Origin of the sequence: Streptomyces sp. NPDC014891 (genome assembly GCF_043081085.1) — a bacterium.
In the GTDB taxonomy this organism is placed as follows: Bacteria; Actinomycetota; Actinomycetes; order Streptomycetales; family Streptomycetaceae; genus Streptomyces.
In genome coordinates this window covers 286,451-311,567 of the sequence record NZ_JBIBWF010000002.1, presented here as the reverse complement: position 1 = coordinate 311,567, position 25,117 = coordinate 286,451, and the positions used below count along the sequence as shown (strand labels likewise).

Below are 25,117 nucleotides of genomic sequence, written 5' to 3'. Positions count from 1 at the left end.
ACGCCGCCGCGCTGCTCGGCGGCATCACCGAGCAGCTCGGACTCCAGCTCGGCCACGTGCGTCCGTACGGCCGGCGACCGCGGAAGGACGAGCAGGAGGTGCCCCCACCCATGACGACCCCATCCATGACCACCCCGCCCCGCACCATCCGCGGTGCCACCCGGCAGCCCACCCGCGGCCGCCCCGCCGACACGGTACGCGGTGCCGCCCCGGAGCTCGCCGGCGGAGCCGCGCCGCCCCGCACCACACCCGGCGCCGAGCCCGCCCGCGGTGCCGCCGCCCCGCTCCGGCACGCCCCCGGAGGGACGGCCCCGGCCGCGCCCGTCCTCGTCGCCGTCGGCCACGGCAGCCGGGACCCCCGCGCCCGCGCCACCCTCGCCCGCCTCCTCGAACGGGTCGGCGAACTCCGCCCGGGCCTCGACGTCCGCCTCGCGCACATCGAACTGAACACCCCGCTCCTCGACACCGCCCTCGCGGAGCTCGCCGCCGAGGACCGGGACGCCGTCCTCGTCCCCCTGCTCCTCGCGCCCGGCCACCATGTCGGCCACGACCTGCCCGCCGCCCTCGCCGCCGCACCCGGACTCCGCGCCCGCGTGGCCGGGCCGCTCGGCGCCCACCCGCTGCTCGTCGAGGCCCTCGCCGACCGGCTCGCGCACGCCGGATGGACCCCCGAGGACGGCGCCTCGCGGACCGCCGGGGTCGTCCTCGCCTCCGCCGGATCCCGCGACCCCCGCTCCGGAGCCGAGCTCCGCCGGATCGCCGCCCTCCTCGGCGAGCGCCTCGGCGGCGTCCCCGTCGTCCCCGCGTACGCCTCCGCCGCCGCGCCGACCGTGCCCGAGGCCGTCCGCGCCCTCGCCGCCCGGGGCCGCCACCGGGTCGCCGTCGCCTCCTGCTTCACCGCCCCCGGCCTCTTCGCGAGCCGCGCCGCCGCCCACGCCCCCTGGATCGCCTCCGAACCCCTCGGCGCCCACCCGGCCCTCGCCCGCCTGGTGCTGCACCGCTACGACCGGGCTCTGTGCGCGGCCACCCGGGAGCGGGAACTCGCCACCGTCTGAGCGATTCTGTCGGCCCCTCCGGTTACCTTCGATGCATGGAAGGCATCGCACACAGCACAGCGACCGAGGGCAGCCCGGACCCCACCGACCGCGCAGGCACCGCCGAGACCCCCGGCACCCCCGGATACGACGCCGCGGCGACCGACCGCTGGGTGGCCGAGTCCGACAAACAGCCCGGACGCACCGCCTTCCAGCGCGACCGCGCCCGCGTGCTGCACTCCGCCGCGCTCCGCAGGCTCGCCGGCAAGACCCAGGTCGTCACCCCCGGCACCCGCGGCCACGCCTGGGACGCCAGCCCCCGCACCCGGCTCACCCACTCCCTGGAGTGCGCCCAGGTCGGCCGGGAGCTCGGGGCCGCCCTCGGCTGCGACCCCGACCTCGTCGAGGCCGCCTGCCTCTCCCACGACATGGGCCACCCGCCCTTCGGGCACAACGGCGAGCAGGCGCTCAACGACGTGGCCAAGGACTGCGGCGGCTTCGAGGGCAACGCCCAATCGCTCCGCCTCCTCACCCGCATCGAACCCAAGCGCTTCGTGCAGGGCGCCGACGGAGAGCCCGTCAGCGTCGGGCTGAACCTCACCCGCGCCGCCCTCGACGCCGCCACCAAGTACCCCTGGGGCCGCGGCGGGCACCCCGACGACCCCGGCTCGTCCAAGTTCGGCGTCTACGAGGACGACCTGCCCGTCTTCGCCTGGATCCGGCAGGGCGCCCCCGGCCACCGCAAGTGCTTCGAGGCCCAGGTCATGGACTGGTCCGACGACGTGGCCTACTCGGTGCACGACTTCGAGGACGGCCTGCACGCCGGGCACATCGACCCCAACCTCCTCCTCGCCGAGCCCGAGCGCGCCGACATCGCCGCCGTCGCCATCGGCCGCTACGTCCCCGAGGACACCGACCCGCAGGAGCTCGCCGAGGCGCTCGACCGGCTCGTCGACCAGGACTGGTGGCCGCACGGCTACGACGGCTCGGCCGTCGCCCAGGCCCGCCTCAAGGACGCCACCAGCCAGCTCATCGGCCGGTTCGCGCTCGCCGCCGAGGGCGCCACCCGCCAGGCCTACGGCTCCGGCCGCCTCACCCGCTACGCCGCCGAACTGGTCGTCCCCCGGGCGACCCGCAACGAGTGCGCGGTGCTCAAGGCCGTCGCCGACCGGTACGTGATGCAGCGCGCCGAGCAGGAGGCCCTCCGCGCCGACCAGCGCGTCGTCGTCGCCGAGCTCGCCGAGGCCCTCGTCGCCCGCGCCCCCGACGGACTCGAACCGCAGTTCCGTTCCCTGTTCGACCAGGCGGGCGACGACCGGGCGCGCAAACGCGTCATCGTCGACCAGATCGCCTCCCTCACCGACGCCTCCGCCCGCGCCCTGCACGCCCGTCTCCACCCGCACCACGGCTGACCCCGCGCGGGGCCCCCTCGGAGTCGGCCCTCTTCCGTCACCACCGTCCGTGCGGGACGCTCGCATGCACGGCCCGAGGCGGTACGGCCCGACGAACGCCCGGGGGCGTAGGTTGGAACCGGTCGCAAAGAGGAGGAAACGACGTGGTCGACGCAGATCAGACCTTTGTCATCGTCGGCGGGGGCCTGGCAGGGGCCAAAGCGGCGGAGACCCTGCGAGCCGAGGGGTTCAACGGCCGGGTGATCCTCATCGGCGACGAACGCGACCACCCCTACGAGCGGCCACCGCTGTCCAAGGGGTACCTGACCGGCGCGAAGGAACGCGGCGGCGTCTTCGTCCACGAGGCCGCCTGGTACGCGGGCCACGACATCGAACTGCACCTCGGGCAGGCCGTCACCGCCGTCGACCGGGAGGCCCGCACCGTGCGCCTCGGCGACGGCACCGTCATCCGCTACGACAAACTGCTCCTCGCCACCGGCGCCGAGCCCCGCCGCCTCGACGTCCCCGGCACCGAACTGGCCGGCGTCCACCACCTGCGCCGGCTCGCCCACGCCGACCGGCTCCGCCAGGTCCTCGCCTCCCTCGGCCGCGACAACGGCCACCTGGTCATCGCCGGGGCCGGCTGGATCGGCCTGGAGGTCGCCGCCGCCGCCCGCGGCTACGGAGCCGAGGTCACCGTCGTCGAGTCCGACCCGACTCCGCTGCACCGGGTCCTCGGCCCCGAGCTGGGCCAGCTCTTCGCCGACCTGCACACCGACCACGGCGTCCGCTTCCACTTCGGCGCCCGGCTCACCGAGATCGTCGGCCAGGACGGCATGGTCCTCGCCGTCCGCACCGACGACGGCGAGGAGCACCCGGCCCACGCGGTGCTCGCCGCCATCGGCGCCGCCCCCCGCACCGTCCTCGCCGAGAACTCCGGGCTCGCCCTGGTCGACCGGGCCGACGGCGGCGGCATCGCCGTCGACGAGTCCCTGCGCACCTCCGACCCCGACGTCTTCGCCGCCGGCGACGTGGCCGCCGCCCACCACCCGATGCTCCACACCCGGCTCCGCGTCGAGCACTGGGCCAACGCCCTCAACGGCGGCCCCGCCGCCGCCCGCGCCATGCTCGGGCAGCACGTCTCCTACGACCGCGTCCCCTACTTCTTCTCCGACCAGTACGACCTGGGCATGGAGTACTCCGGCTGGGCGCCCCCCGGCACGTACGACCAGGTCGTGGTCCGCGGCGACACCGGCAAGCGCGAGTTCATCGCCTTCTGGCTCAAGGAGGGCCGGGTCCTCGCCGGGATGAACGTGAACGTGTGGGACGTCACAGACCCGATCCAGCAGCTCATCCGGGCCCGCACCGCCGTCGATCCCGAGGCCCTGGCCGACCCCTCCGTCCCCCTGGAGAGCCTGGTCTGACCGCCGCCGCCCGGGCGGCCCCGGATCCCTCCGAGGACCGCCCCCGGACCCCCGTACACTTCATGCGTGGCAGGCAGGATCAACGATGACGACGTGAAGGCGGTCCGGGACGCGGTCCCGATCGACGCCGTCGTGTCCGAGTACCTCCAGCTCCGCAACGCGGGCGGCGGGAACCTCAAGGGCCTCTGCCCCTTCCACGACGAGAAGTCGCCCTCCTTCCAGGTCAGCCCCAGCAAGGGACTCTTCCACTGCTTCGGCTGCCAGGAGGGCGGCGACACCATCGCCTTCGTGATGAAGATCGACCACCTCTCCTTCTCGGAGACGGTCGAGCGCCTCGCCGCCAAGGCGGGCATCACCCTGCGGTACGAGGAGGGCGGCTACAACCCCGGCCACCAGCGCGGGGAGCGGATCCGCCTGATCGAGGCGCACAAGGTCGCCGCCCAGTTCTACGTCGGGCAACTCGACTCGCCCGAAGCCGAGATCGGCCGGAAGTTCCTCGCCGAGCGCGGCTTCGACCAGGCCGCCGCCGCCCACTTCGGCGTCGGCTACTCCCCGGCCGGCTGGGACCACCTCACCCGCTACCTCCGCGGCAAGGGCTTCTCCGACAAGGAGCTGATCCTCTCCGGCCTCTCCCAGGACGGCCGCCGCGGCCCCATCGACCGCTTCCGCGGCCGTCTGATGTGGCCGATCAAGGACGTCGGCGGGGAGATCGTCGGCTTCGGCGCGCGCAAGCTCCGCGACGACGACAACGGCCCCAAGTACCTCAACACGCCCGAGACGCCGATCTACAAGAAGTCCCAGGTGCTCTACGGCATCGACCTGGCCAAGAAGGACATCGCCAAGGTCAGCCGCGCCGTCGTCGTCGAGGGCTACACCGACGTCATGGCCTGCCACCTCGCCGGCGTCACCACCGCCATCGCCACCTGCGGCACCGCCTTCGGCGGCGACCACATCAAGATCCTCCGCCGGCTCCTCATGGACAACGGATCGGCCCGCGTCATCTTCACCTTCGACGGCGACGCGGCCGGCCAGAAGGCCGCCCTGCGCGCCTTCGAGGACGACCAGAAGTTCGCCGCCGAGACGTACATCGCCATCGCCCCCGACGGCATGGACCCCTGCGACCTGCGCCTCGCCAAGGGCGACGAGGCCGTCGCCGACCTCGTCCAGCCCCGCACCCCGCTGTTCGAGTTCGCGCTCCGCCAGATCGTGCGGCGCTACGACCTGGAGACCCCGGCCGGCCGGGCCGCCGCCCTCGACGAGGCCGCGCCCGTCGTCGCCCGCATCAAGAACATCGGTGCCCAGCACGAGGTCGCCGTCCAGCTCGCCGGCATGCTCGGCATCCTCGACACCCAGTTCGTCGTCAAGCGGGTCGCCCAGCTCGCCCGCTGGGCCCGCGACCGCGGCGGCAAGAACCCCGCACCCCAGCAGACCCCGCAGCGCGGCTACGACACCGCCGCCCCGACCGGGGCCCCCGTCTCCTCCGGACCCGCGCTCAACCTGCGCAGCCCCGCCCACCGCACCGAGCGCGAACTCCTCAAGCTCGCGCTCCAGCGCCCCGAACTCGTCTCCCCGGCCTTCGACGCCTACGGGGTCGACGAGTTCACCGCCCCGCCCTACGCGGCCGTCCGCCAGTGCGTCCAGGACGCCGGCGGCGCCACCGGAGCCCCCTCCGACTACCTCGACACCGTCCGCGAGGCCGCACCCAACGACACCGTCCGTGCCCTCGTCACCGAACTCGCCGTCGAGACGATCTTCGCCAAGAACGTCGACGAGGCCTACGCCGGCGACCAGCTGGTCACCGTCCGGCTCCGCGCCGTCGACCGGCGCATCCGCGAGGTCCAGGGCACCCTGGCCCGCCTCGGCCCCCAGGGCGACCCCGAGCAGGTCGGCGCCGTCCAGAACGAACTCTGGGTCCTCACCCAGTACGGCCAGTCCCTCCGGAACAACGGCGCCGCCGCCCTCTGACGCACGGTCAGTCACGCCACGGTCTCAAAAAGTCACCGCACGCCCCTCGTGGGCTCACTGTGTCGTACCCCACACTGGGTGACGGTGTCGTCGCGCTGCCTTACGCCCCCGGACCGGCAGCGATCACCCCCCTGGAGGTCGCCCGCCGTGCAGACCCGGATCGTGTCCCAGGAACCGCCCGCCGCCGCACCGGACGAGCAGCCGGAGACACCACCCCAGAGCCGCCGCCCCGATCCCGGCGGCAACGGGCCCTCCTCCGACCTCTTCCGCCAGTACCTCCGCGAGATCGGCCGCATCCCGCTCCTCACCGCCGAGGAGGAGGTCGAACTCGCCCGCCGCGTCGAGGCGGGCCTGTTCGCCGAGGAGAAACTCGCCAACACCCCGGACCTGGACACCCGGTTGGCGGGCGACCTGGACCGGATCGTCGTCCTGGGCAGGATCGCCAAGCGCAAGCTCATCGAGGCCAACCTCCGCCTCGTCGTCTCCGTCGCCAAGCGGTACGTTGGCCGCGGCCTCACCATGCTGGACCTCGTCCAGGAGGGCAACCTCGGCCTCATCAGGGCCGTCGAGAAGTTCGACTACGCGCGCGGCTACAAGTTCTCCACGTACGCCACCTGGTGGATCCGCCAGGCGATGTCCCGGGCCCTGGCCGACCAGGCCCGGACCATACGCGTCCCCGTGCACGTCGTCGAACTCATCAACCGCGTCATCCGCGTCCAGCGCCGCATGCTCCAGGAGCGCGGCTACGAGCCCACCGCCGAGGAGGTCGCCGCCCAGCTGGACGTACCCCCCGAGCGGGTCGGCGAGGTGCTCCGCCTGGCCCAGGAGCCCGTGTCCCTCCACGCCCCCGTCGGCGAGGAGGACGACGTCGCCCTCGGCGACCTCATCGAGGACGGCGACGCCGCCTCACCCGTGGAGTCCGCCGCCTTCCTGCTGCTCCGCCGCCACCTGGAGGACGTGCTCTCCACCCTCGGCGAACGCGAACGGAAGGTCGTGCAGCTCCGCTACGGCCTCGACGACGGCCGCCCCCGCACCCTGGAGGAGATCGGCCGCATCTTCGGCGTGACGCGCGAACGCATCCGCCAGATCGAGTCCAAGACCCTCAACAAACTCCGCGACCACGCGTACGCGGACCAGCTGCGGGGATACCTTGACTAGCCGAGCCCCCTGACGGGCGTGACCCGTGCCGCACCTCACGCGGCGCGGGTCACCGTCCCGTTCAGTCGACCTCCGCCACCGCCTGCGCGAACTGAGCCGCGTACAGCCGGGCGTACGCCCCGCCGGACGACAACAGCTCCTCGTGGGTGCCCTGTTCGACGATCGAGCCGTTCTCCATCACCAGGATCACGTCGGCGTCCCGGATCGTGGAGAGCCGGTGCGCGATGACGAACGAGGTGCGCCCGTGGGCCAGTCGGGCCATCGCCTTCTGGATGAGGACCTCGGTCCGGGTGTCGACCGAGCTGGTGGCCTCGTCGAGGACGAGGATCACCGGATCGGACAGGAACGCCCGCGCGATGGTGATCAGCTGCTTCTCGCCCGCGCTGACCCCCGCCCCGTCGTCGTCGATGACCGTGTCGTACCCCTCGGGCAGGGTGCGGACGAAGCGGTCGGCGTGCGCGGCCCGCGCCGCCTCCTCGATCTCCGCCCGGGTCACCGCGCGCGTGGCGCCGTAGGCGATGTTGTCCGCGATGGTGCCGCCGAACAGCCAGGTGTCCTGGAGGACCATGCCGATCCCGGCCCGCAGCCGCTCCCGGGACATCCCGGCGATGTCCACCCCGTCGAGGGTGATCCGTCCGCCGGTGACCTCGTAGAACCGCATCAGCAGGTTCACCAGGGTCGTCTTGCCGGCGCCGGTCGGGCCGACGATCGCGACCGTCTGGCCCGGCTCCACCGTGAGCGACAGGTCCTCGATGAGCGGCTTGTCGGCCTCGTAGCGGAAGGAGACGCCCTCCAGGGCGACCTTCCCCTTGAGATCGGCCGTCTCCCGGTCCGGGAATGTCCCCGGCTGGTCGGCCGGCGCGTCCGGCTCCTGCTCCTCCGCGTCGAGCAGCTCGAAGATCCGCTCGGCGGAGGCCACACCGGATTGCACCAGGTTCGCCATCGACGCGACCTGCGTCAGCGGCATCGAGAACTGGCGCGAGTACTGGATGAAGGCCTGCACGTCGCCGATGGAGAGCGTGCCGCTCGCCACCCGCAGACCGCCGACCACGGCCACCAGGACGTAGTTGATGTTCGAGATGAAGAACATCACCGGCTGCATCACACCGCTGTTGAACTGCGCCTTGAACCCGGCCTCGTACAGCGCCTCGTTCTGCTCGCGGAAGTCCTTCGCGGACTCCTCCTGCCGGCCGAACACCTTCACCAGGGCGTGGCCGCTGTACATCTCCTCCACGTGCGCGTTGAGCGTGCCGGTGGACTTCCACTGCTGCACGAAGTGCGGCTGCGAGCGCTTGCCGATCCTCGCCGCGACGAAGACCGACACCGGCACCGTGACGAGCGCCACGAGCGCGAGCAGCGGCGAGATCCAGAACATCATCGCGAGCACGCCGACGATCGTGAGCAGCGAGTTGATCAGCTGGCCCATCGACTGCTGGAGGGTCTGCGAGATGTTGTCGATGTCGTTGGTCGCCCGCGACAGGACCTCGCCGCGCTTGGCCTTGTCGAAGTACGACAGGGGGAGCCGCGCCAGCTTCGTCTGGACGTCCTCCCGCATCCGGTAGACCGTCCGGTTGATCACCTTGATCGACATCCGGGTGGAGACCAGCATCAGCAGGCCCGCCGCCACGTACACGCCGAGGACCACGAGGAGCACCTCGCCGACGGCGGAGAAGTCGATCCCCTGCCCCGGCGTGAAGTCCACCCCGCTCAGCATGTCCGCCATGCCGGAGTCGCCCGAGGCCCGCAGCCTCTCGACGGCCTCCGCCTTGGTGCCGCCCTCGATCTGCCGCCCGACGACGCCCGCGAAGACGAGGTCGGTCGCCCTGCCGAGGATCTTCGGGCCGACCACGGAGGCCGCCACCGACAGCACACCCGCGAGGAGCATCACCCAGAGCGTGCCGCGCTCGGGCGCCAGCTGCCTCAGCAGCCGCTTGCCGGAGCCCTTGAAGTCCATCGACCGCTGGTCGGGGCCGCCACCGGCCATCATGCGTCCGCCAGGACCGGCCATCAGGCTGCCTCCGCCTCGGTGAGCTGGGAGAGCACGATCTCCCGGTACGTCTCGTTGTCCGCCATCAGCTCCCGGTGCCGTCCGGTGCCGACGACCCGGCCCTCGTCCAGGACGACGATCCGGTCGGCGTCCCGGATCGTGGAGACCCGCTGGGCGACGATCACGACGGTCGAGTCGGCCGTCTCCCGGGCGAGCGCCGCGCGCAGCAGGGCGTCCGTCTCGTAGTCGAGCGCGGAGAACGAGTCGTCGAACAGGTAGATCTCCGGCCGCTGCACCAGCGTCCGCGCGATGGCGAGCCGCTGGCGCTGTCCGCCGGAGACGTTGGTGCCGCCCTGGGCGATCGGCGCGTTCAGGCCGGCCTCCAGGTTCCGCACGAAGTCGGCGGCCTGGGCGACGTCGAGGGCGTGCCAGAGTTCCTCGTCGGTGGCGTCGGGCTTGCCGTAGCGGAGGTTGGTGGCGACGGTGCCGGAGAAGAGGTAGGGCTTCTGGGGGACGAGTCCGACGGTGCGGGCCATGAGGTCGGGGTCGAGGTGGCGGACGTCGACGCCGTCGACGAGGACCTCGCCGCCGGTGGCGTCGAAGAGGCGGGGGACGAGTCCGAGGAGGGTGGACTTGCCGCTGCCGGTCGAGCCGATGATCGCGGTGGTCTCGCCGGGCCGGGCCTCCAGCCGGACGTCCCTGAGGACGGACTCCTCCGCGCCGGGGTACCGGAAGTCGGCGCTCCGGACCTCCAGGTGCCCCCGCCGGTCGAGCACGGTCACCGGCTTCACCGGCGGCACCACGCTGGACTCGGTCGCGAGGACCTCCTCGATGCGCTCGGCGCAGACCTCGGCCCGGGGCACCATCATGAACATGAAGGTGGCCATCATGACCGCCATCACGATCTGCATCAGATAGGCGAGGAACGCGGTCAGCGCGCCGATCTGCATCCCGCCGCTGTCGATGCGGTGGGCGCCGAACCAGACGACCGCCACGCTGGAGATGTTCACGACGGTCATGACGACCGGGAACATCAGCGCCATCAGCCGGCCGGTCGCCATCGACACGTCGGTCAGCTCGGCGTTGGCGCCGCGGAACCGCTCCTCCTCGTAGTCGTCCTTCACGAACGCCCGGATCACCCGGTTGCCGGTGATCTGCTCGCGCAGCACCCGGTTCACCGTGTCGAGACGCTCCTGCATCGTCCGGAAGAGCGGCCGCATCCGCCGGACGATCAGGGAGACCGAGACCGCGAGGACGGGCACCACGGCGAGCAGGACGCCGGAGAGCGGCACGTCCTGTCCCAGGGCCATCACGATGCCGCCGACGCACATGATCGGCGCGGAGACCATCAGGGTGAACGCCATGAGGACCAGCATCTGGATCTGCTGCACGTCGTTGGTCGTCCGGGTGATCAGCGAGGGAGCGCCGAAGTGCCCCAGCTCCCGGGCGGAGAACGACTGCACGCGGTCGAAGACCGCGGCCCGCACGTCCCGGCCCAGCGCGGAGGCGGTGCGCGCGCCGTAGAACACGGCCCCGATGTTGCAGACGACCTGGACGACGGAGACGCCGACCATCAGGGCGCCGAAGCGCAGGATGTATCCGGTGTCCCCGGTCACGACACCGTTGTCGATGATGTCCGCGTTCAGGGTCGGCAGGTAGAGGCTCGCGCAGGTCTGCAGGAACTGCAGCAGGACGAGCAGGGTGATGGGTTTTCGATAGGGCCCGAGGTGGGTTCGGAGAAGTCTTATGAGCACGGCTCCACTATCGCCCGCACGCCCGGGGCGTTACGACTCCGTTTCGGGGTGCGGGGAGAGCCCTGGGGAAGACTTTACGAACGGGGCCCGGGCCCCGCGGCCGGTCTCAGGCCCCGAACGCCCCCGGGTGGAGCTGGTCCCGGGTCGCCACGTACTGCTGCCGCACGGCCCGGCCCGCGGGCAGGTCGTCGCCCGGTTCCAGGATCTGCGCGGCGGCGCCCTGCCAGGCCGGAGGAGCGGACGGCGACAGGGTGCCCCGCGCCACCCCGAGGGCCCAGGCGGCCTGCCGGGCCGCGCCGAGCGCCGCGTAGTCGGCGGGCTGGGGGACGACGACCTGCGCGCCGAACAGCGCGGGCGCGAGCGCCTGCACCGCCGGAAGCGCGGCGGCGGCGCCGAGCAGGAACACCCTGCGCACCTCGACCCCGCGTCCGCGCAGCACGTCCATGGCGTCGGTGAGGGCGCACAGCATGCCCTCGAACGCCGCCCGCGCCAGGTGCTCGGGCTTCATCGACTCGCGCCGCAGCCCGCTGAGGGTGCCCGCGGTGTTCGGCAGGTTCGGGGTCCGCTCGCCCTCCAGGTAGGGCAGCAGGACGAGCCCTGAGGCGCCGGGGGTCGACTTCAGGGCGAGCGCGGACAGCTCGTCGAGGGAGTCGGTGCCGAGCATCTCCGCGGTGCCGCGCAGGGCCCGGACCGCGTTGGAGGTGTGGACGACGGGCAGGTGCATGCCGGTGGCGTCCGCGAAGGAGGTGATCATGCCGCTGGGGTCGGCGAGGGCCTCGTGGTGGACGGCCATCACGGAGCCGGAGGCGCCGAGCGAGACCACGGCGTCGCCGACGCCGAGCCCCAGGCCCAGCGCGGCGGCCATCGTCTCGCCCGTACCGGCGGAGATGAGGAGCCCTTCGGGCGTGGTGCCGGCGGCCTCGGCCGGGCCGAGGACCTCGGGGAGCACGGCCTGGTGGCCGAGGGCCAGTTCGACGAGATCGGGCCGGTAGGTGCCGGTGCGGGCCGACCAGTAGCCGGTGCCGGAGGCGGCGCCGCGGTCGGTGGTGCGCCGGGCGGGCCGGCCGAGCAGCTGCCAGACCAGCCAGTCGTGCGGCTGGAGGACCATGGCGACCCGCCGGGCGTGCTCGGGTTCGGTGCGGGCCAGCCAGCGCAGCTTGGCCACCGGCTGCCCCGCGCCGGGCACGGAGCCGACGGCCTCGGCCCAGGCCTGGCGGCCGCCGAGCGACTCGACGAGGTCGGCGGCCGCGACCTGGGCCCGCTTGTCGTTCCGGACGAGCGCGGGCCGCACCAGGCCGCCCTGCGCGTCGAGCGGCACGAGCCCGTGCTGCTGCGCGGAGACCCCGATGGCCTGCACGCCCTCCAGGATGCCGCCGCCGGCGGCCTCCCCGAGGGAGAGCAGCCAGGTCTGCGGGTCGACGTCGACGGCCTTGGGTTCGCCCGGGTGAGGGGCGTATCCCTGCCGCAGTACGGCACCCGTGTCCGTGTCACAGACGACGATGCGTGTGAACTCCGCTGAGCTGTCGAGTCCGGCGACTATCCCCATGACACTTGATTCTGCCGCACGCGGGGCGGTTCAGGTGTTGCTGGTGCCCCAGTCGTCGTCCTCGACCTTCCCGTTGGCCCCGCCGCGCCCGGAGAGCGCGTGGAACCGGTCGGTCACCGAGGACGGCAGCCGGTCGCCCACCTTGTCGCCCACGACGTGCGCCGCCTTGCCCGCGACCTGCCGCCCGGTCTGGGCGGCGGACTCGGCGGCGTTGCGCACGGCCGGGTTCCGCGTGAACTCCTTCGCGGACTTCTTCATCTGCTCGTAGCGTTCGCGACCGGCCCGCGTGCCGACCACGTAACCGAGGGCGAGTCCTACGACGAACGTCAGCTTGTATCGCATGGCCACCACCTTCCCTGGAGAGCTTCGCTGATGCATGGCTGGTGCCCTGGTGGCGCCGCGGCGATACCGATTGGCGGAGCACCCCCCTGCTTGCGCTAATGTATGTGTCGCAGCGAGCAACCGCCCGCCCGGAGCATCCGGAGTGGGTACGTTCGGTGCAACGCAGCAATCCCCTGTAGCTCAATTGGCAGAGCAGCCGGCTGTTAACCGGCAGGTTACTGGTTCGAGTCCAGTCGGGGGAGCGCGATCCCCTGTAGCTCAATTGGCAGAGCATTCGGCTGTTAACCGGAGGGTTACTGGTTCGAGTCCAGTCGGGGGAGCGGAACGGAAGAGGACCCTTCGGGGTCCTTTTTCGCGTCTCGGGGAACCATGCGGCGCGCGGCGCAGTCTTCATGGTCGAGCAGAGCCGATCTTCCGGAGCAGGAGATCGTATGAGCGGCTATGCTGCGGCAGACGGCGCGCACACATGTACGCGCCTCACCGAACGGGGCGGTAGCTCAGCCGGTTAGAGCAGCGGACTCATAATCCGTCGGCCGTGGGTTCGAGTCCCACCCGCCCCACCGAAGAAAAACGTTCTTACCTGCGGAAACGCCCCCTGGAGGGGTGTTTCCGCCTGGGCTGGGCGACGGACACCGGCAGGGCGAGACGATCGTTCCCGGCGCCTCGCCGGATCCGGACCCGCTGGGGCCGGGGTCCGGGTGGAAAGCGGATGTGAAGTCGATTCGATGATCCCACGGCGATCTCCCGGCCCCTGGGTGTGACACGCCGCACACGGTGCCCGATTTCCACGTCCTCGTCGGCGGCGTTCGGCTCACCGGCCGTCGGGCGCTGCGGGCGGCGCGCGGGCCCTCCGTCACAGGAGGCGTCGCACTGCCTCCGCGATCGCTCTCCGGCACTCCGCCGGGTCCGACGTCGCAGCGGTCGTCGCCGGCATGCTCGTGGCGTTCGTCGGGCTCCAGGCGGAGGCGATGGCCAGGACGAGGGTGAGAAGCGTGGCCGGGGCGAAGCCCGGTGCGTCCCCGCGGTCCTTCTGGACCGCCTCCAGCGAGGCGAGCTTGGCGTTGCGGCTCGGCTCGGCGACGGCGGGGTCCCGTTCCGCGGCAGTCCCGCGTTCCAGCCGGTGCCAGGTCGCCAGGCGGAGCACCTCGGGGCGCTCCTGGAAGAAGTCGAACAGGCGTGCGGCGTAGTCCGGCAGGTCGTCGGGTGTGAAGGGCACCGCGTCGAGGCCCCGCCCGAGGTGTGCCTCGAAGACGGCGTCGAAGAGCCCGTCCTTGTTGCAGAAGTAGACGTAGATGAGGTTCTTGTTCGCCGACGCCGCCTTGGCGATCCGGTCGACGCGTGCCCCGGCGATCCCGTACGCCGCGAACTCCTCGGTCGCCGCGCGGAGGATGCGTGCCTTCGTGGCCTCGGCTCGGGACATGGGGGTCATGCTAACAGCGCCTCATGGGCCTCCCCGGGGCCTGGCGTCCGGAAGCCGCGCGCGTTCCTCGCGCGGCGGGGCGGGGGCGTCGGGACCGGCCCGGCCCGGGACGGGGTGGGTGCGCGGCGGGTGTCGTCACCTCAGTCCGAGGGCGTCGATCAGTGCCTCCGAGGCGAGCAGCATGACGGTGCACCACAGGGTGACGCCTGCCATGAGCCAGCCGATCAGCGGCCACCGGGGCAGGCCCAGCGCCGTGCCGAGCAGGGCCGATCCCCAGGTGCCGAAGAGTGCCGGCCCGATGATGCCGAAGCCGATGACCCCGTACCGGTCCACCACGCGCCGGGCCCGTCGGCCCGCGGGGCCGTCGAGCCGGTTCCGGCGATTCCCGGCAGGCGGCGCGGCGGTGTCGGGCCGCCTCCTCGCGCGCCGGATCAGCCATCGGGTGCGCAGCCGACCGGCCGCGAAGACGGCGGACAGCAGGCATCCGGCCGCGCCGAGGAGAACGGCGATGAGCGCGACGGGCGGGGCGAGGGAGATCGAGAGGCCTAAGGGTACGGCCGGGGTGCCCAGGGTGAATCCGGCGAGCACGGCCCAGGCGAAGTTCAGCACGTATCGCTCCTCGTCGTGGGGGCGGACGCCACGTCGGCTCGCGGCGGCAGAGTTGACTAACCAGTTACTCTATCCCCGTGACGACCTCATCATCCTCCTCAGCATCCTTACCGGGCAGCCTGGTTGAGCGGCTGGCGGCATCCAGGTACGTACTCCTCACGACGTTCCGCCGGGACGGGCGGGCCGTGCCCACTCCGGTGTGGGTGATGCGGGACGGGGACTGCCTGGCCGTGTGGAGCGCAGCCGACGCGGGCAAGGTCAAACGCATCCGCAACAGCGGTCGGGTGACCGTCGCCCCCTGCGACTGGCGGGGGAACCCCAAGGGGGAGGCTGTGCCGGGTGACGCCGACGTGCCCGCCGGCCAGGACACCGCTCACTACCTCGACCTGATGAAGCGCAAGTACGGTCTCCTCGCGCGGGTCGGGCTGCTGGGCAGCCGACTGAAGGGCTCGGAGCACCGCACGGTGGGCATTCGGATCCGACTCGCGGAGTGACCCCCCCGGGGCCCCGCCCGGGCAGTGCCTCGTCGTCGCCAGGTCGGGAAGGAAGCTCGGCGTGCGAGGGGCTGTCAGCGGCCGGACTGCCCGCTCCTGCTGCTCGCGGTCCGGTACACGCCGTAGAGGATCTCGATGCCGCCCACGACCATCAGCACGACACCCACCTTGGTGAGGGTGAGGACGGGGATCTCGACATCCTCGGTGAACAGGCGGAGTGCGAGTCCGATGCCGAACAGGACGGCGCCTTCGGCGAAGTTCTTGGTGGGGGACGCCATGGTGATCGCTCTCCTCGTGTCGCATAGTGGGCTGCACAGGCCTGTTCGCGCGGTACTGGTCAGGCTAGGCAAGCTCGGGACGCGCGGCCTCCGCCCTCGGGATGAGTGACGTCCCCCTCCTTCGTCGGACAGGCGGACGCGACGCCTCCTCCTCGGCGGCAGGAACCACGCGCACGTGCGCGGTCCACCCGCGCGGTGTCCACCGCCCTGCCCCGGCCCTCGACGACCACCGGCCTCTGTATGACTTTCCCGGTCCGGGGTGTCGTCCTTGTAGGCCGCAGCGGCGGCCGTTGAAGTGTCCGCATGACGAAAGCGTGTGATCGGCCCGGGTTCCGTCATCGGTTCGCGCTCTGCGCCGGTGCCGCCGCGGGCGGGCTGATGGCGGTGCGGCTGTTCGTGCCCTCCCCGGTCGGCATGGCCGACAACGGCGACGGGTTCCGCAGGATGTGCTCCCTGGATGTCGTGACGCTCGTCCCGCCCGGAGTGGAGCAGTGGCTGAAGTTCGCCCACTTCACGTACACCCGGGCGCCGCGGGACGGTTGCGACCCCGCCCAGGTGTACCCCGGCAGCGGCAACTGGCTCCTCCGCGCCGCCGAGGTGCTGAGCGACGTGCTCGGCCTCCCCGGAGTCCTCGACCTGCGGGCGCTGGCGGTGCTGTTCTGCGTCCTGATCGCGGGTGCCTTCGCGCTGTTCGCGGCCGCCCTGCGCGGAAGCGTCCTGCGGAGGTCCGTGGTGTGCGCGCTGCTGTTCCTGGTGGTGGCGGACAGCACGTTCGCCGGGTACGCGGCGTCGCCGTACGGTGAGCTGGCGGGGCTGACGGGGATGGTCTGGGCGCTCGCGGGGGCGGTCCATCTCGGTGGGGAGCCGGCCGCACGCCTGGTCGGCCTCCTCGCCTGTACGGCCGGAGCGGTCGTCGCGGTGGCGTCCAAGACCCAGTCGGCGACCATGGCGGTGCCCTTCGTGCTCCTCCTCGCGCTCGCCCGTGTCCCGCTGGGGCGGTGGCGGGCCGGATGGCGCGGCCGGATCGCGCCGGCGCTGGCCGCGGTGGTGATCGTCGGTGCGGCCGTGGGGGAGATCGCGGCGCAGCCCGGGCAGTTCCGGAGGATCAACCCCACGGAGATGGTCTTCGTCGGTCTCCTTCCGCGCAGCGACGACCCCCGTGAGGCCGCCGTCGACCTGGGCCTTCCGGCGGACTTCGCCCGGTACGAGGGCAGGAGCTGGTGGGTGGCACAACCCCCGCAGAGCGACCCGCGCTGGGCCGCGTACGAGGACCGGATGACGTACGGGACCATCGCGTCCTTCCTCGTCACGCATCCGGCCGTGACCGCGCGCGTGGCGTACGACGCCCTCGACGACCTCGGAGCCGCACGCCCGGACTACCTCGGCTCGTACCCCCCGGAGGCCGGGCTGCCCCCGGGGGCGCAGGAGTCGCGCCTCGCCCTCTTCAGCGCGCTGGTGCGCGACATCGGCGGCGGGCTGATGCTGGCGCTGGTCACGGTGCTGGGCGCCGTCGCGGTTCCGTGGTGGCGGCGTCGTGCCGACCCGCGGCGTCGGGCGTTCGTGGCGACCGTGCTGTGCGCGGCGACGCTGACCTGGGCGCAGTTCCTGACGGCGGTCTACGGTGAGGCGATCGAGAACACCAAGCACCTGGTGTTCGCCGTCCTGGCCGGTGGACTCACCGTGGTCATGGCCGTCGCGGTGCCGGCGGCCGGGGCGGCGAGCGAGGCCGGTCCACCGGCCCGCCGCCGTGCGGGGGCCGACGGGCCGGACCCGGCGGGCGGCGCCGATGACGCCCCGGCGGACACGGACGCCGTCGCTCCGGCCGCCGGCGCGGGCCGAGGCCCGGGTCAGCGGGCCCGGGCGGGGTCCGGAGCCGTGGTGCGCGCCCGGGGAGGGGCGATCTCCGCGTTGCGCCGGGTCTTGGACCACGTCCCGTGTCCCCGCAGGTGGCGGCCCAGGGCGCGCCAGGTCGCGAGCGAGTAGCACCAGACGTACGCCGTGTAGGCGAAACCCCATCCGGCGCTGCGCCAGAAACCCTGGCCCTGCTCGCACTTCGCCCGGTACAGAGGTCCCCACATGCCGAACTGGACGACGGCCAGGAGGAGGTAGCCGAGCAGGAGTCCCCCTCGTGTCGTCCCCCCTCCGATCAGGGACCCGCCGGACCGGCCGGCCAGGTGACCCACGGCGACGACCAGGAGCGCGGGACAGACCAGGCTGACGAGGAGCTGTAGCCAGGGCTGGAGAAGGGAGTAGGTGATCTCCATCCTGCCCGGCACGGAGAGTCGCCGTGACCGCCACACGGTACGCAGATGGCGGCCGCACTGCATCGTGCCCTGACTCCACCGGGTCCGCTGGACGAGCAGCCGGCGCGCGCTCCACAGGCCCTCCTGCTCGACCCAGGTGTCGCGGGTGAAGGCCACGGTGCGGCCGGCGAGTGCCAGGTGCAGGGCGAGTTCGTAGTCGTCGAGCAGCGAGTTGTGCCAGGGGCCGCCCCGCTCGGGTGCGTCGTCGAGCGCCTGGAGCGCGGCGAGCCGTACGAACTGGCCGTTGCCTCCCAGGGACACGGTCCCGGTGAAGGAGCGGCCGGCCTGGATGGCCGGGACGGCGGCCCGGAACTCGATGTCCTGCATCCTGACCAGGCTGCGGGCGATCAGGTTCCGGAAGCGGCCCGAGTCGGCCAGCGGGCGCCGTTCGTCCCGGTTGCGCATCCGCACCTCGATCTGGACCGCGTCCACGGACGGGTCGCCGAGGAGGTGGGGTGACGCGACCACGTCCAGGCATCCGGGCGCGGGGATGCCGTCGGCGTCGAAGACCCCGATCACGACCCGGTCGTGGGACGTGCCCGCGGGAAGCGAGGCGACGAGCGCGCGGTAGGCGGCGTTCAGCGCGTCGCCCTTGCCGGTCCGGGCGCCGGGCAGTTCGCGGCGGACGAGATGGATCCGGCGGTCGCTCCGCCGGTGCCGGGCGACGAGTGAGGCGGTGTCGTCGTCGGAGGCGTCGTCCACGATCCACAGGTGAGCGCCGGGGAAGAGCTCGCGCAGCCGGGTCAGGGTCTCGCCGATGACCGCGGCCTCGTTCAGGCAGGGCACGATGACGTGCCAGTCGAAGCGCGAGGCGTCCCCCGCCGGCCGCGGTCGGCCGCGGAGGAACGGGACGACGAGTGCCACCAGGTAGCCGACGGACGCGACGGCGAGCACGAGGAAGAGCGTCGTCGTGGAGGCGACCACGACGCTCGGGGAATCACCCATCTCCTGGGTCCCTCCTGGGGGGCCGCGCCCTGAGGGGCGGGCTTCGGACACGGTCGCGGCCGAGGTCTCGCGGAGGTGGGAGGCGGACCGGCGGGACCGGGCCGCCTCCCACCCGCGACGGGCTGTCGCCCGCTCGGCGGTCAGACGCCCGCCGTGCGGTTCCTCGCCGCGCGGACCATCCAGATCCCGGATGCGACGAGGACCAGGGCGAGGACGCTCAGTGCGGCGAGGAAGAGAGTGGCATCGCCGCTGCTGCCGGTGGCGGCGAGGACGCCTCCACCGGCGACACCTGCTGCGTGGGGTGGTCGGTACACGGGTCTCCTCCAGAGGGAGTCGGGCCGGCCGGTACGGTGGCCGGCGAGGGCAGAGTGGCGGGACGGACGCCGGGAGCCGCCACTGCGGGGTGCTCCGAATCCCGGCGTGTACGGGGCACCGCTCGTTCGGCGAGGGCGCGGGTGAGGGCGACGATGCGGTCGCTGGCCCGCCCGTCGCCGAAGGGGGAGGGGCGGGCCGCGAGCCGGGCCGCCAGACCGGAGTCCCTCAGCATCGCGCGGGCACGCTCGCCGAGTTCCGGCCCGGGCGCTGCCAGTACGGCGAAGCCGTGGGCGATCGCCTCCGGGCGTTCGGTGTTGTTGCGGACGACGACGAGGGGCTTCTTGAGGACGGTGCACTCCTCCTGGACCCCGCCGGAGTCGGAGACCAGCAGGCGGGCTTCGTGCGCGAGTGCGAGGAAGGTGGCATGGTCGACCGGCTCGACGACGCGCAGCCCCGCCAGGAGCGGTTCCAGCCCGTACTGCCAGGTCCGGGTCCCGGTCCGGGGATGCATCGGCAGCAGCACGGGCAGGTCCAGCCCGGCCAGCTCGGCGAGGATCGCGCCGAGCCGTTCGGGATCGTCGGTGTTCTCCGGCCGGTGGACGGTGGCGAGGACGAAACCGCCGGGCCCCAGTCCGTACCTCCGCAGCACCGCGGCCCTGGCGGCGGGGCCGGGCAGCGAGGCGAGGACGGCCTCGATCACCGTGTTCCCGGTGAGGTGGATGCGGTCCGGTTCGACGCCTTCCGCGCGCAGATGCGCCGCGGCGCCTTCGGTCGGTGCGCAGTGCACGTCGGCGAGCACACCGATGACCCGGCGATTGATCTCCTCCGGCATGGTCCGGTCGTACGAGCGGAGTCCGGCCTCCACGTGCACCACCTGGATGCCCAGGTAGTGGGCTGCCTGCGCCCCGGCCGAAGCGGAGTTGGTGTCCCCCTGCACCACCACGACCGAGGGACGGGCGCACGCGAAGACCTCGCCCAGTCGGCCGATCATCGAGCTCATCTGCTCGACGCGCGGCAGACCACCGGCCCGAGCGGTCCTCACGTGCGGTTCCGGAAGACCCATGCCGCGGAAGATCCCGCCCGACAGGGAGTCGTCGTAGTGCTGTCCGGTGTGCACCACCTGTGCGTCGGTGCCGAGGCCGCGAATCACCCCGGCCAGCTTCACCACTTCGGGCCGGGTGCCCAGCACCACGGCCGCTCCGACTCCTCCACGACTCAACGGACACCATTCCTACCCGGCCTTCGGCCACGCGATCGACCTTACGGACAAGTGGGAATGAAATAGGATGAAAACGCTCAAGTGTCGGAGCGATGTCGAGCGAGTCGCATGAACCACCTGCTTGCCCCATCGAATGCCGCGGCCGGTCGCCGGGGCGGGAGCGGGCTCGACGGCCCAGGCGTCCGGCCCACCCGCACCCGGGAGGACCTCCTCGGCGCCCTCACCCGGCCGGCTCGTGCCTCGGCAGCAGCTCCGTGGCGACGAAGGCGATCACGGCCGCCAGGATCACGACCGGGATCATCTCCGTCCCGCCCAGCAGCAGGGAGACCAGGACGACGCTGCTGACCGGCAGCCGGAGGGTCGCGGCCGCGGCGGCCCCCATGCCCGCCGCCATGGCCGGCACCAGGCCCAGACCGGGCAGCGGGGCCAGCAGGACCCCGGCGGCGGCCCCCAGGAAGAGGGCGGGGAAGACGAGACCGCCGCGCAGACTGCCCAGGCAGAGGGCGTACGCGGTCCCCTTGAAGGCCAGGACGGCGATCAGCGCCCCCACGCCCCAGGCGTGCGGATCGGTGGCCAGCTGACCCAGGGTCGCCTGGCCCGACAGCGCCACCTCCGCCGGGGAGCGGCCGGTCGCCAGGGTGTAGAGCGCCGCGCAGGCCGCGGCCGCCACGGCGCACAGCGCGGTCCGCGTCGCCACCCCCGCGGAGACGAAGGAGGCGACCCGGCGGGCGGCCCCGAGCGCCGGGTGCAGCAGGAGGGCGACGGCGAGCGCGAAGGGCACCGCCCAGAGCACGTCCGCCACGTCCAGCCGGGGGAACGGCATCGGCAGCCGGAGGCTCAGGCTCCCCGTCTCCAGACCGGTCCAGTGCCCGATGCCGGTGAAGACCAGGGCCCCGACGCCGCTGGACAGCAGGGCGGGCAGCATCACGGCGAACAGCTGCGGACCGCCGGCCCCCACCACCTCCATCAGGAGCACGGCGGCGACCAGCGGATTGCCGAAGATCGCCGCGACCGCGGCCGCGGCACCGGCCGCGGCGAGCAGCGCGGTGCTCTTAGGGGTCGCCGGAACGCGCGCGAGGTCCCGGAACACCAGGGCGAGACCGCCGCCCAGCGCGATCAGGGGCGCCTCCGGGCCCAGCACGGCACCGAGCGGCAGGCTCACCGCCGCCGCGAGCAGGACCCCCGGCAGCATCGCGGGCGAGGTCCCGCCGGCGTGGAGGCCCGAGGCGGGCACCTGCCCGCCGCCGCCGGGCAGGTGCCGGGCGATCAGCCCGACGAGGAGCCCCGCGACCAGGAACAGCGGCAGCGGCCACCACCACGGCGGGGTGTCCCAGCCCAGGTCCCGGGGCAGGTCGGCCCACATGAGGTGCTCCAGCTCGTGCAGGGCGACCAGGAACCAGAACGCCACCAGCGACACCGGCACGCCGATGGCGGCGGAGAAGACCAGGGCCTTGAGATAGCCCGGGGCGAGGAGCAGGTCGCGCAGCCGGTCCGCCTCCAGGGGCTGCTGCCGCTCGCCGCCGTCGCGGTCCGCGGGGTGGACGTCGTTCTCCGCCATGGACGGCCCTCCTCGGTGCCGTGCCGCCGCCGGCGCCCGCCGGCGCCGCGCGGTCGGCCGCGTGGACTCGCTCCCCGGCCGGGCGGCCCATGGGACGTCGGCCCGCCCGCCGGCCCCCTGCACGGGAGTACGCCGCGGGCGCGGGGCCCGCGGCGTACTCCGGCGGTCCGTCAGCTCGCCAGGACCTTGGCCTTGGCCTGCGCGAACTCGGCCTCCGTGATCGCGCCGCTGCTCTTCAGGTCGGCCAGCCGGGCCAGTTCGTCCGCATGGCCCGAGCCGCCGCCGGCGGTCTCGCGTACGTACGAGCGGAACTGCTCCTCGTTCTGCCGGACCCGGTTCAGCTCGCGCTCGCCCATCGACCGCCCGCGGGCGATCAGGTACACGAACACGCCCAGGAACGGCAGCAGGATGACGAAGGCGGTCCATCCCGCCTTGCCCCAGCCGCCGAGCCCGTCGTCGCGGAAGATGTCGGCGATGACCCGGAAGAGCAGCATGAACCAGAGGATCCACAGGAAGAGGATCAGCATGGTCCAGAACATGTTCAGCAGCGGATAGTCCACCGCCAGGTTCACCACGGAGTCCTTCATGGCCGCTCTCCTGCCGATCGTGACCGGCCGCTGCCGCCTGTTCGGTGAGGCCGCGGTCCGGCGGGACGAACTGCCTCCAGCGTGCGCCGCTCCGGGGCCCACCGCACGCCGGGGAGGATGCCGCCGGACCGGTGATCCTCCGGTGCGCCTGCCGCGCCCGGCCGGGAGCGCCTGGGACAGTCACCGCCCGGCCGGCCGGGTCCGGCACGGCCACGGGGTTCCGAGCGACCGAGAGGGGAAACGTGGACGGCAATCCGGGGGACCGGCGGTCGGCCGTGCTGACCGCCGTGCAGGCGGTCCTGTCGCTGACGGCGGTGCTGGCCGCCTACTACCTGCTGCCGCTGGACTCGTCCTTCAGCACCGCCACCGTGGCGGTGCTCGCCGGCGGTGTCGCCCTGGTGGGCCTGCTCATCGCCTGGCAGGTGCGCACCATCATGCACTCGGCCCGGCCGGGTCTCCGGGCCGTTGCCGCGGTCGCCGCGACGCTGCCCTTCTTCGTGCTCCTCTTCGCCGCCACCTACTACCTGCTGGGGCGCAGCGAGCCCGCGAGTTTCACCGAGACGCTGACCCGGACCGACGCCCTCTACTTCACGATGACGGTGTTCAGCACGGTCGGCTTCGGCGACATCAGCCCGCGCACCGAGCTCGCCCGGCTGCTGACCACCGGACAGATGACCGCCAACTTCCTGCTGATCGGCGTCGCGGCCCGGTTCCTGCTGGGCGCGGTCCAGGAGGGCCGGCGCCTGCGGGGGCTGGAGGCGGGGGGCGGGGAGCGGGGCGGCCCGCCCGCCCCGCCGTGATCCCGGCCGGCCTCGGTCAGGAGGTCTCCTCGGCGGGCAGCCGGCCCGCCCGCACGGCGTCGACCAGGGCCCGGTGGTCGCGCTCGTTCTGGTCGGCGTACGCCTCCGCGAAGCTCGCGAGGGCCCGGTCGAACGAGTCGCCGCGGCCCAGGTAGGAGGCGATCGCGATGCGGTCGCCGGACCGCGCGTGCGCGCGTGCCAGCGTCAGCCCGCACAGGTCGCCGAAGGCCCGCATGTCCCCGGGGCCCATCCGCTCGGGGACGGCGATGCCCTTCCAGTCGCGCAGCTGCCGCACGTAGAAGTCGCGCTTGCGCCCGTCGATCCCGTCGACGCGCTGCCAGCCCAGGAAGATGTCGCTGGTGGCCTGCATCAGGCGCTGGCCGGAGACGACGCGCTCGCCCTGGTTGCGGTACGCGCTCGCGCCCACGTACGGGGCGAGCACGGAGGTGTCCGCCTCCTTGGCCTGGAGGAAGAGCGGGTCCTCGTCGTCCCGGCCGAGGAGCAGGAAGATCCAGCAGCGGGTTCCGACGCTGCCGACACCGACCACCTTGCGGGCGATGTCGGTCAGCCGGTAGTCCGCCAGGAGCGTGCGCCGGTCCGAGGTCAGGGTGGTGCCGTACTCCCCGACCAGGTCGTGGAACCGCTGGGTGAGAGCGGCCCGCTGGAGGTCGGGGAGGAGGTCGCCCATGGGCACGAGCAGCGGGGGGTCGGCCGCGATCACGGGCCGCCCCTCCACCGTCTCGGTGAGCCGGTCGAAGGCCTGGAGGCTGTCCCGGCCGCGGGCCTTCGCCATGGCGCGGGCCAGGTTCTTCCGGCCGCGCCTGCCGAGCAGGGTCGAGCCCAGGGCTTGGAGGCGGTCGGAGTCGATCTTCGAGTACCAGACGTCGAGGGTGCGCATGCCCGCGAACCGGGTCATCGCCTCGCGGTAGGACCGGACGGTGTCCCGGACGATGCGGGCCCGTTCGGCCTCGCCGAAGCCGTTCGCGCGGGCGGCGATGACGAAGCTCGCCGACAGCCGCTTGACGTCCCACTCCCAGGGGCCCGGGAGCGTCTCGTCGAAGTCGTTGATGTCGAACATCAGCTGGCGTTCGGGCGAGGCGAGGAGACGGAAGTTCAGCATGTGCGCGTCCCCGCAGAGTTGGGCGGTGAGCCCCGAGCGCGGGGTGAGGGACAGGTCGGACGCCATGATCGCGGCCGCGCCGCGGTAGAAGCGGAACGGCGACTCGATCATGCGGCCGTAGCGGATCGGGACGAGCTCGGGGACCCGGGTCGCCGACTGCGCCTCCAGGATGGTCAGCGGGTCGGGCCGGTCGGCGGGCGGCCGGTACTCGGCGTGGCCGGACCGCGGCGAGCGGCGCCGCGCCTTCCTGCCGAGCGCCGCGCGCTCCTCAGGTGTCGCACCGCGCGCAGCGCGCAGCGCCGTGGTGGCTTTCCGGGGCATCGGAACCCTTTCTGCTCGCTCCCCCCGGGGTGCCGCGACCGCCTCGCGGGGCCGGGCCGGTCAGTCGGCGGCGCTGTGCGACCAGCTGGAGCACAGGGCCCAGATGACGAACACGTCGATCGCCAGGAGGGTGATCGCCCACCAGGGCTGGTACGGCAGCCAGAGGAAGTTGGCGATCATGCTGAGGCCGGCCAGGAAGACGCCCGCCGCCCGGGCCCAGTTCGCGCCCTGGAAGAGGCCCACGCCGGTCAGGGTGACGAGGATGCCGAGGATCAGGTGGATCCAGCCCCAGGAGGTCAGGTCGAACGCGAAGACGTAGCTGCCGACGCGGGCGTAGACGTCGTCCTCGGCGATGGCCGCGATGCCCTGGAGGACGGCGAGGATGCCCGCGAGGGTGAGGAGGACCGCGGCGAACACCGTGCCGCCGCCGGCGACGCCCCCTCCGTGGCGGTGCGCCTTCCCCGGTGCGGCACCGGCGTCCCCCCGCCCCCCGGTGGGTGTGTGCTGGCTCATGGCAGTCACCTCGCAGCGTGCGGTTCCCGGCCGG

General features: G+C 73.0%; 20 protein-coding genes and 3 tRNA genes. 10 read left to right on the top strand and 13 right to left on the bottom strand.

Annotated features, from left to right (window positions below):
• Nucleotides 1–110 precede the first annotated feature (110 nt).
• From ACF09E_RS06030 to ACF09E_RS06010, 5 genes are all read left to right on the top strand, one after another.
• The gene (locus ACF09E_RS06030; RefSeq protein WP_392204430.1) at nucleotides 111–1,055 is read left to right on the top strand and encodes a sirohydrochlorin chelatase; all 945 of its coding nucleotides are present in this window, start codon (nucleotides 111–113) and stop codon (nucleotides 1,053–1,055) included.
• Nucleotides 1,056–1,090: 35 nt separating this feature from the next.
• Nucleotides 1,091–2,446 (top strand): deoxyguanosinetriphosphate triphosphohydrolase, encoded by a 1,356-nt coding sequence (locus ACF09E_RS06025; protein WP_392204081.1) that lies wholly within the window; start codon nucleotides 1,091–1,093, stop codon nucleotides 2,444–2,446.
• Nucleotides 2,447–2,589: 143 nt separating this feature from the next.
• Nucleotides 2,590–3,849: an NAD(P)/FAD-dependent oxidoreductase gene (locus ACF09E_RS06020; RefSeq protein ID WP_392204080.1), complete on the top strand. Its 1,260-nt coding sequence runs from the start codon at nucleotides 2,590–2,592 to the stop codon at nucleotides 3,847–3,849.
• Nucleotides 3,850–3,915: 66 nt separating this feature from the next.
• The gene (gene dnaG / locus ACF09E_RS06015) at nucleotides 3,916–5,814 is read left to right on the top strand and encodes a DNA primase (RefSeq protein ID WP_392204079.1); all 1,899 of its coding nucleotides are present in this window, start codon (nucleotides 3,916–3,918) and stop codon (nucleotides 5,812–5,814) included.
• A gap of 147 nt (nucleotides 5,815–5,961) precedes the next feature.
• A complete protein-coding gene (locus ACF09E_RS06010) occupies nucleotides 5,962–6,972 on the top strand; it encodes an RNA polymerase sigma factor (RefSeq protein ID WP_361856982.1) in 1,011 nt (336 codons plus the stop codon).
• Nucleotides 6,973–7,033: 61 nt separating this feature from the next.
• On the opposite strand, the gene ACF09E_RS06005 is transcribed toward ACF09E_RS06010, so the two are convergent.
• The 4 genes from ACF09E_RS06005 to ACF09E_RS05990 form a co-directional block, all read right to left on the bottom strand.
• On the bottom strand, nucleotides 7,034–8,980 hold the full coding sequence (locus tag ACF09E_RS06005; RefSeq protein ID WP_392204078.1) for an ABC transporter ATP-binding protein: 1,947 nt from the start codon (nucleotides 8,978–8,980) through the stop codon (nucleotides 7,034–7,036).
• A complete protein-coding gene (locus ACF09E_RS06000) occupies nucleotides 8,980–10,713 on the bottom strand; it encodes an ABC transporter ATP-binding protein (RefSeq protein ID WP_392204077.1) in 1,734 nt (577 codons plus the stop codon). The genes ACF09E_RS06005 and ACF09E_RS06000 overlap by 1 nt, the downstream gene beginning before the upstream one ends.
• 106 nt (nucleotides 10,714–10,819) lie before the next feature.
• Nucleotides 10,820–12,259: an FGGY family carbohydrate kinase gene (locus ACF09E_RS05995; RefSeq protein ID WP_392204076.1), complete on the bottom strand. Its 1,440-nt coding sequence runs from the start codon at nucleotides 12,257–12,259 to the stop codon at nucleotides 10,820–10,822.
• A 30-nt stretch (nucleotides 12,260–12,289) separates the two neighbouring features.
• Nucleotides 12,290–12,601, bottom strand: coding sequence for a YtxH domain-containing protein (locus ACF09E_RS05990; protein ID WP_361856994.1), 312 nt, complete (start codon nucleotides 12,599–12,601; stop codon nucleotides 12,290–12,292).
• A 169-nt stretch (nucleotides 12,602–12,770) separates the two neighbouring features.
• Here ACF09E_RS05990 and ACF09E_RS05985 point away from each other — a divergent pair.
• The 3 genes from ACF09E_RS05985 to ACF09E_RS05975 all read left to right on the top strand — a co-directional run bounded on the left by ACF09E_RS05985 (nucleotide 12,771) and on the right by ACF09E_RS05975 (nucleotide 13,161).
• A tRNA-Asn gene (locus tag ACF09E_RS05985) sits at nucleotides 12,771–12,843 on the top strand.
• Between the two features lie 5 nt (nucleotides 12,844–12,848).
• A tRNA-Asn gene (locus ACF09E_RS05980) sits at nucleotides 12,849–12,921 on the top strand.
• Between the two features lie 166 nt (nucleotides 12,922–13,087).
• Nucleotides 13,088–13,161: transfer RNA gene (locus ACF09E_RS05975), tRNA-Ile, on the top strand.
• 293 nt (nucleotides 13,162–13,454) lie between these two features.
• Here ACF09E_RS05975 and ACF09E_RS05970 read toward each other — a convergent pair.
• Complete coding sequence (locus tag ACF09E_RS05970) at nucleotides 13,455–14,021, bottom strand: TetR family transcriptional regulator (RefSeq protein ID WP_392204075.1); 567 nt, start codon at nucleotides 14,019–14,021, stop codon at nucleotides 13,455–13,457.
• A gap of 135 nt (nucleotides 14,022–14,156) precedes the next feature.
• Entirely contained in the window at nucleotides 14,157–14,630 is a 474-nt protein-coding gene (locus ACF09E_RS05965; protein WP_392204074.1) for a hypothetical protein, read from the bottom strand.
• 77 nt (nucleotides 14,631–14,707) lie between these two features.
• On the opposite strand from ACF09E_RS05965, the gene ACF09E_RS05960 reads away from it, so the two are divergent.
• Entirely contained in the window at nucleotides 14,708–15,124 is a 417-nt protein-coding gene (locus ACF09E_RS05960) for a PPOX class F420-dependent oxidoreductase (protein WP_392204073.1), read from the top strand.
• A 74-nt stretch (nucleotides 15,125–15,198) separates the two neighbouring features.
• Here ACF09E_RS05960 and ACF09E_RS05955 read toward each other — a convergent pair whose 3' ends face one another.
• The 5 genes from ACF09E_RS05955 to ACF09E_RS05935 form a co-directional block, all read right to left on the bottom strand.
• Nucleotides 15,199–15,402, bottom strand: coding sequence for a DUF5708 family protein (locus tag ACF09E_RS05955; protein ID WP_392204072.1), 204 nt, complete (start codon nucleotides 15,400–15,402; stop codon nucleotides 15,199–15,201).
• Nucleotides 15,403–17,249: 1,847 nt separating this feature from the next.
• Nucleotides 17,250–18,650 (bottom strand): glycosyltransferase, encoded by a 1,401-nt coding sequence (locus ACF09E_RS05950; RefSeq protein WP_392204071.1) that lies wholly within the window; start codon nucleotides 18,648–18,650, stop codon nucleotides 17,250–17,252.
• A 217-nt stretch (nucleotides 18,651–18,867) separates the two neighbouring features.
• Nucleotides 18,868–20,157 (bottom strand): non-hydrolyzing UDP-N-acetylglucosamine 2-epimerase, encoded by a 1,290-nt coding sequence (wecB, locus tag ACF09E_RS05945; RefSeq protein WP_392204070.1) that lies wholly within the window; start codon nucleotides 20,155–20,157, stop codon nucleotides 18,868–18,870.
• A 247-nt stretch (nucleotides 20,158–20,404) separates the two neighbouring features.
• The gene (locus ACF09E_RS05940; protein ID WP_392204069.1) at nucleotides 20,405–21,742 is read right to left on the bottom strand and encodes a chloride channel protein; all 1,338 of its coding nucleotides are present in this window, start codon (nucleotides 21,740–21,742) and stop codon (nucleotides 20,405–20,407) included.
• A gap of 170 nt (nucleotides 21,743–21,912) precedes the next feature.
• Complete coding sequence (locus tag ACF09E_RS05935; protein ID WP_361859701.1) at nucleotides 21,913–22,329, bottom strand: SHOCT domain-containing protein; 417 nt, start codon at nucleotides 22,327–22,329, stop codon at nucleotides 21,913–21,915.
• Between the two features lie 242 nt (nucleotides 22,330–22,571).
• Here ACF09E_RS05935 and ACF09E_RS05930 point away from each other — a divergent pair, with 242 nt between their 5' ends.
• On the top strand, nucleotides 22,572–23,129 hold the full coding sequence (locus ACF09E_RS05930; protein WP_392204068.1) for a potassium channel family protein: 558 nt from the start codon (nucleotides 22,572–22,574) through the stop codon (nucleotides 23,127–23,129).
• Between the two features lie 16 nt (nucleotides 23,130–23,145).
• On the opposite strand, the gene ACF09E_RS05925 is transcribed toward ACF09E_RS05930, so the two are convergent.
• Complete coding sequence (locus tag ACF09E_RS05925) at nucleotides 23,146–24,570, bottom strand: DUF2252 domain-containing protein (RefSeq protein WP_392204067.1); 1,425 nt, start codon at nucleotides 24,568–24,570, stop codon at nucleotides 23,146–23,148.
• 60 nt (nucleotides 24,571–24,630) lie between these two features.
• Nucleotides 24,631–25,083 carry a hypothetical protein gene (locus ACF09E_RS05920; RefSeq protein ID WP_392204066.1) on the bottom strand — a complete coding sequence of 151 codons (453 nt, stop codon included), beginning with the start codon at nucleotides 25,081–25,083 and terminating at the stop codon, nucleotides 24,631–24,633.
• Nucleotides 25,084–25,117 lie beyond the last annotated feature (34 nt).

Coding starts and splice junctions, on each gene's coding strand:
- ACF09E_RS06030 (WP_392204430.1), top strand. CDS start 111: ATGACGACCCCATCCATGACCACCCCGCCCCGCACCATCCGCGGTGCC.
- ACF09E_RS06025 (WP_392204081.1), top strand. CDS start 1,091: ATGGAAGGCATCGCACACAGCACAGCGACCGAGGGCAGCCCGGACCCC.
- ACF09E_RS06005 (WP_392204078.1), bottom strand. CDS start 8,980: ATGGCCGGTCCTGGCGGACGCATGATGGCCGGTGGCGGCCCCGACCAG.
- ACF09E_RS05995 (WP_392204076.1), bottom strand. CDS start 12,259: ATGGGGATAGTCGCCGGACTCGACAGCTCAGCGGAGTTCACACGCATC.
- ACF09E_RS05990 (WP_361856994.1), bottom strand. CDS start 12,601: ATGCGATACAAGCTGACGTTCGTCGTAGGACTCGCCCTCGGTTACGTG.
- ACF09E_RS05970 (WP_392204075.1), bottom strand. CDS start 14,021: ATGTCCCGAGCCGAGGCCACGAAGGCACGCATCCTCCGCGCGGCGACC.
- ACF09E_RS05955 (WP_392204072.1), bottom strand. CDS start 15,402: ATGGCGTCCCCCACCAAGAACTTCGCCGAAGGCGCCGTCCTGTTCGGC.
- ACF09E_RS05950 (WP_392204071.1), bottom strand. CDS start 18,650: ATGGGTGATTCCCCGAGCGTCGTGGTCGCCTCCACGACGACGCTCTTC.
- ACF09E_RS05940 (WP_392204069.1), bottom strand. CDS start 21,742: ATGGCGGAGAACGACGTCCACCCCGCGGACCGCGACGGCGGCGAGCGG.
- ACF09E_RS05935 (WP_361859701.1), bottom strand. CDS start 22,329: ATGAAGGACTCCGTGGTGAACCTGGCGGTGGACTATCCGCTGCTGAAC.
- ACF09E_RS05925 (WP_392204067.1), bottom strand. CDS start 24,570: ATGCCCCGGAAAGCCACCACGGCGCTGCGCGCTGCGCGCGGTGCGACA.
- ACF09E_RS05920 (WP_392204066.1), bottom strand. CDS start 25,083: ATGAGCCAGCACACACCCACCGGGGGGCGGGGGGACGCCGGTGCCGCA.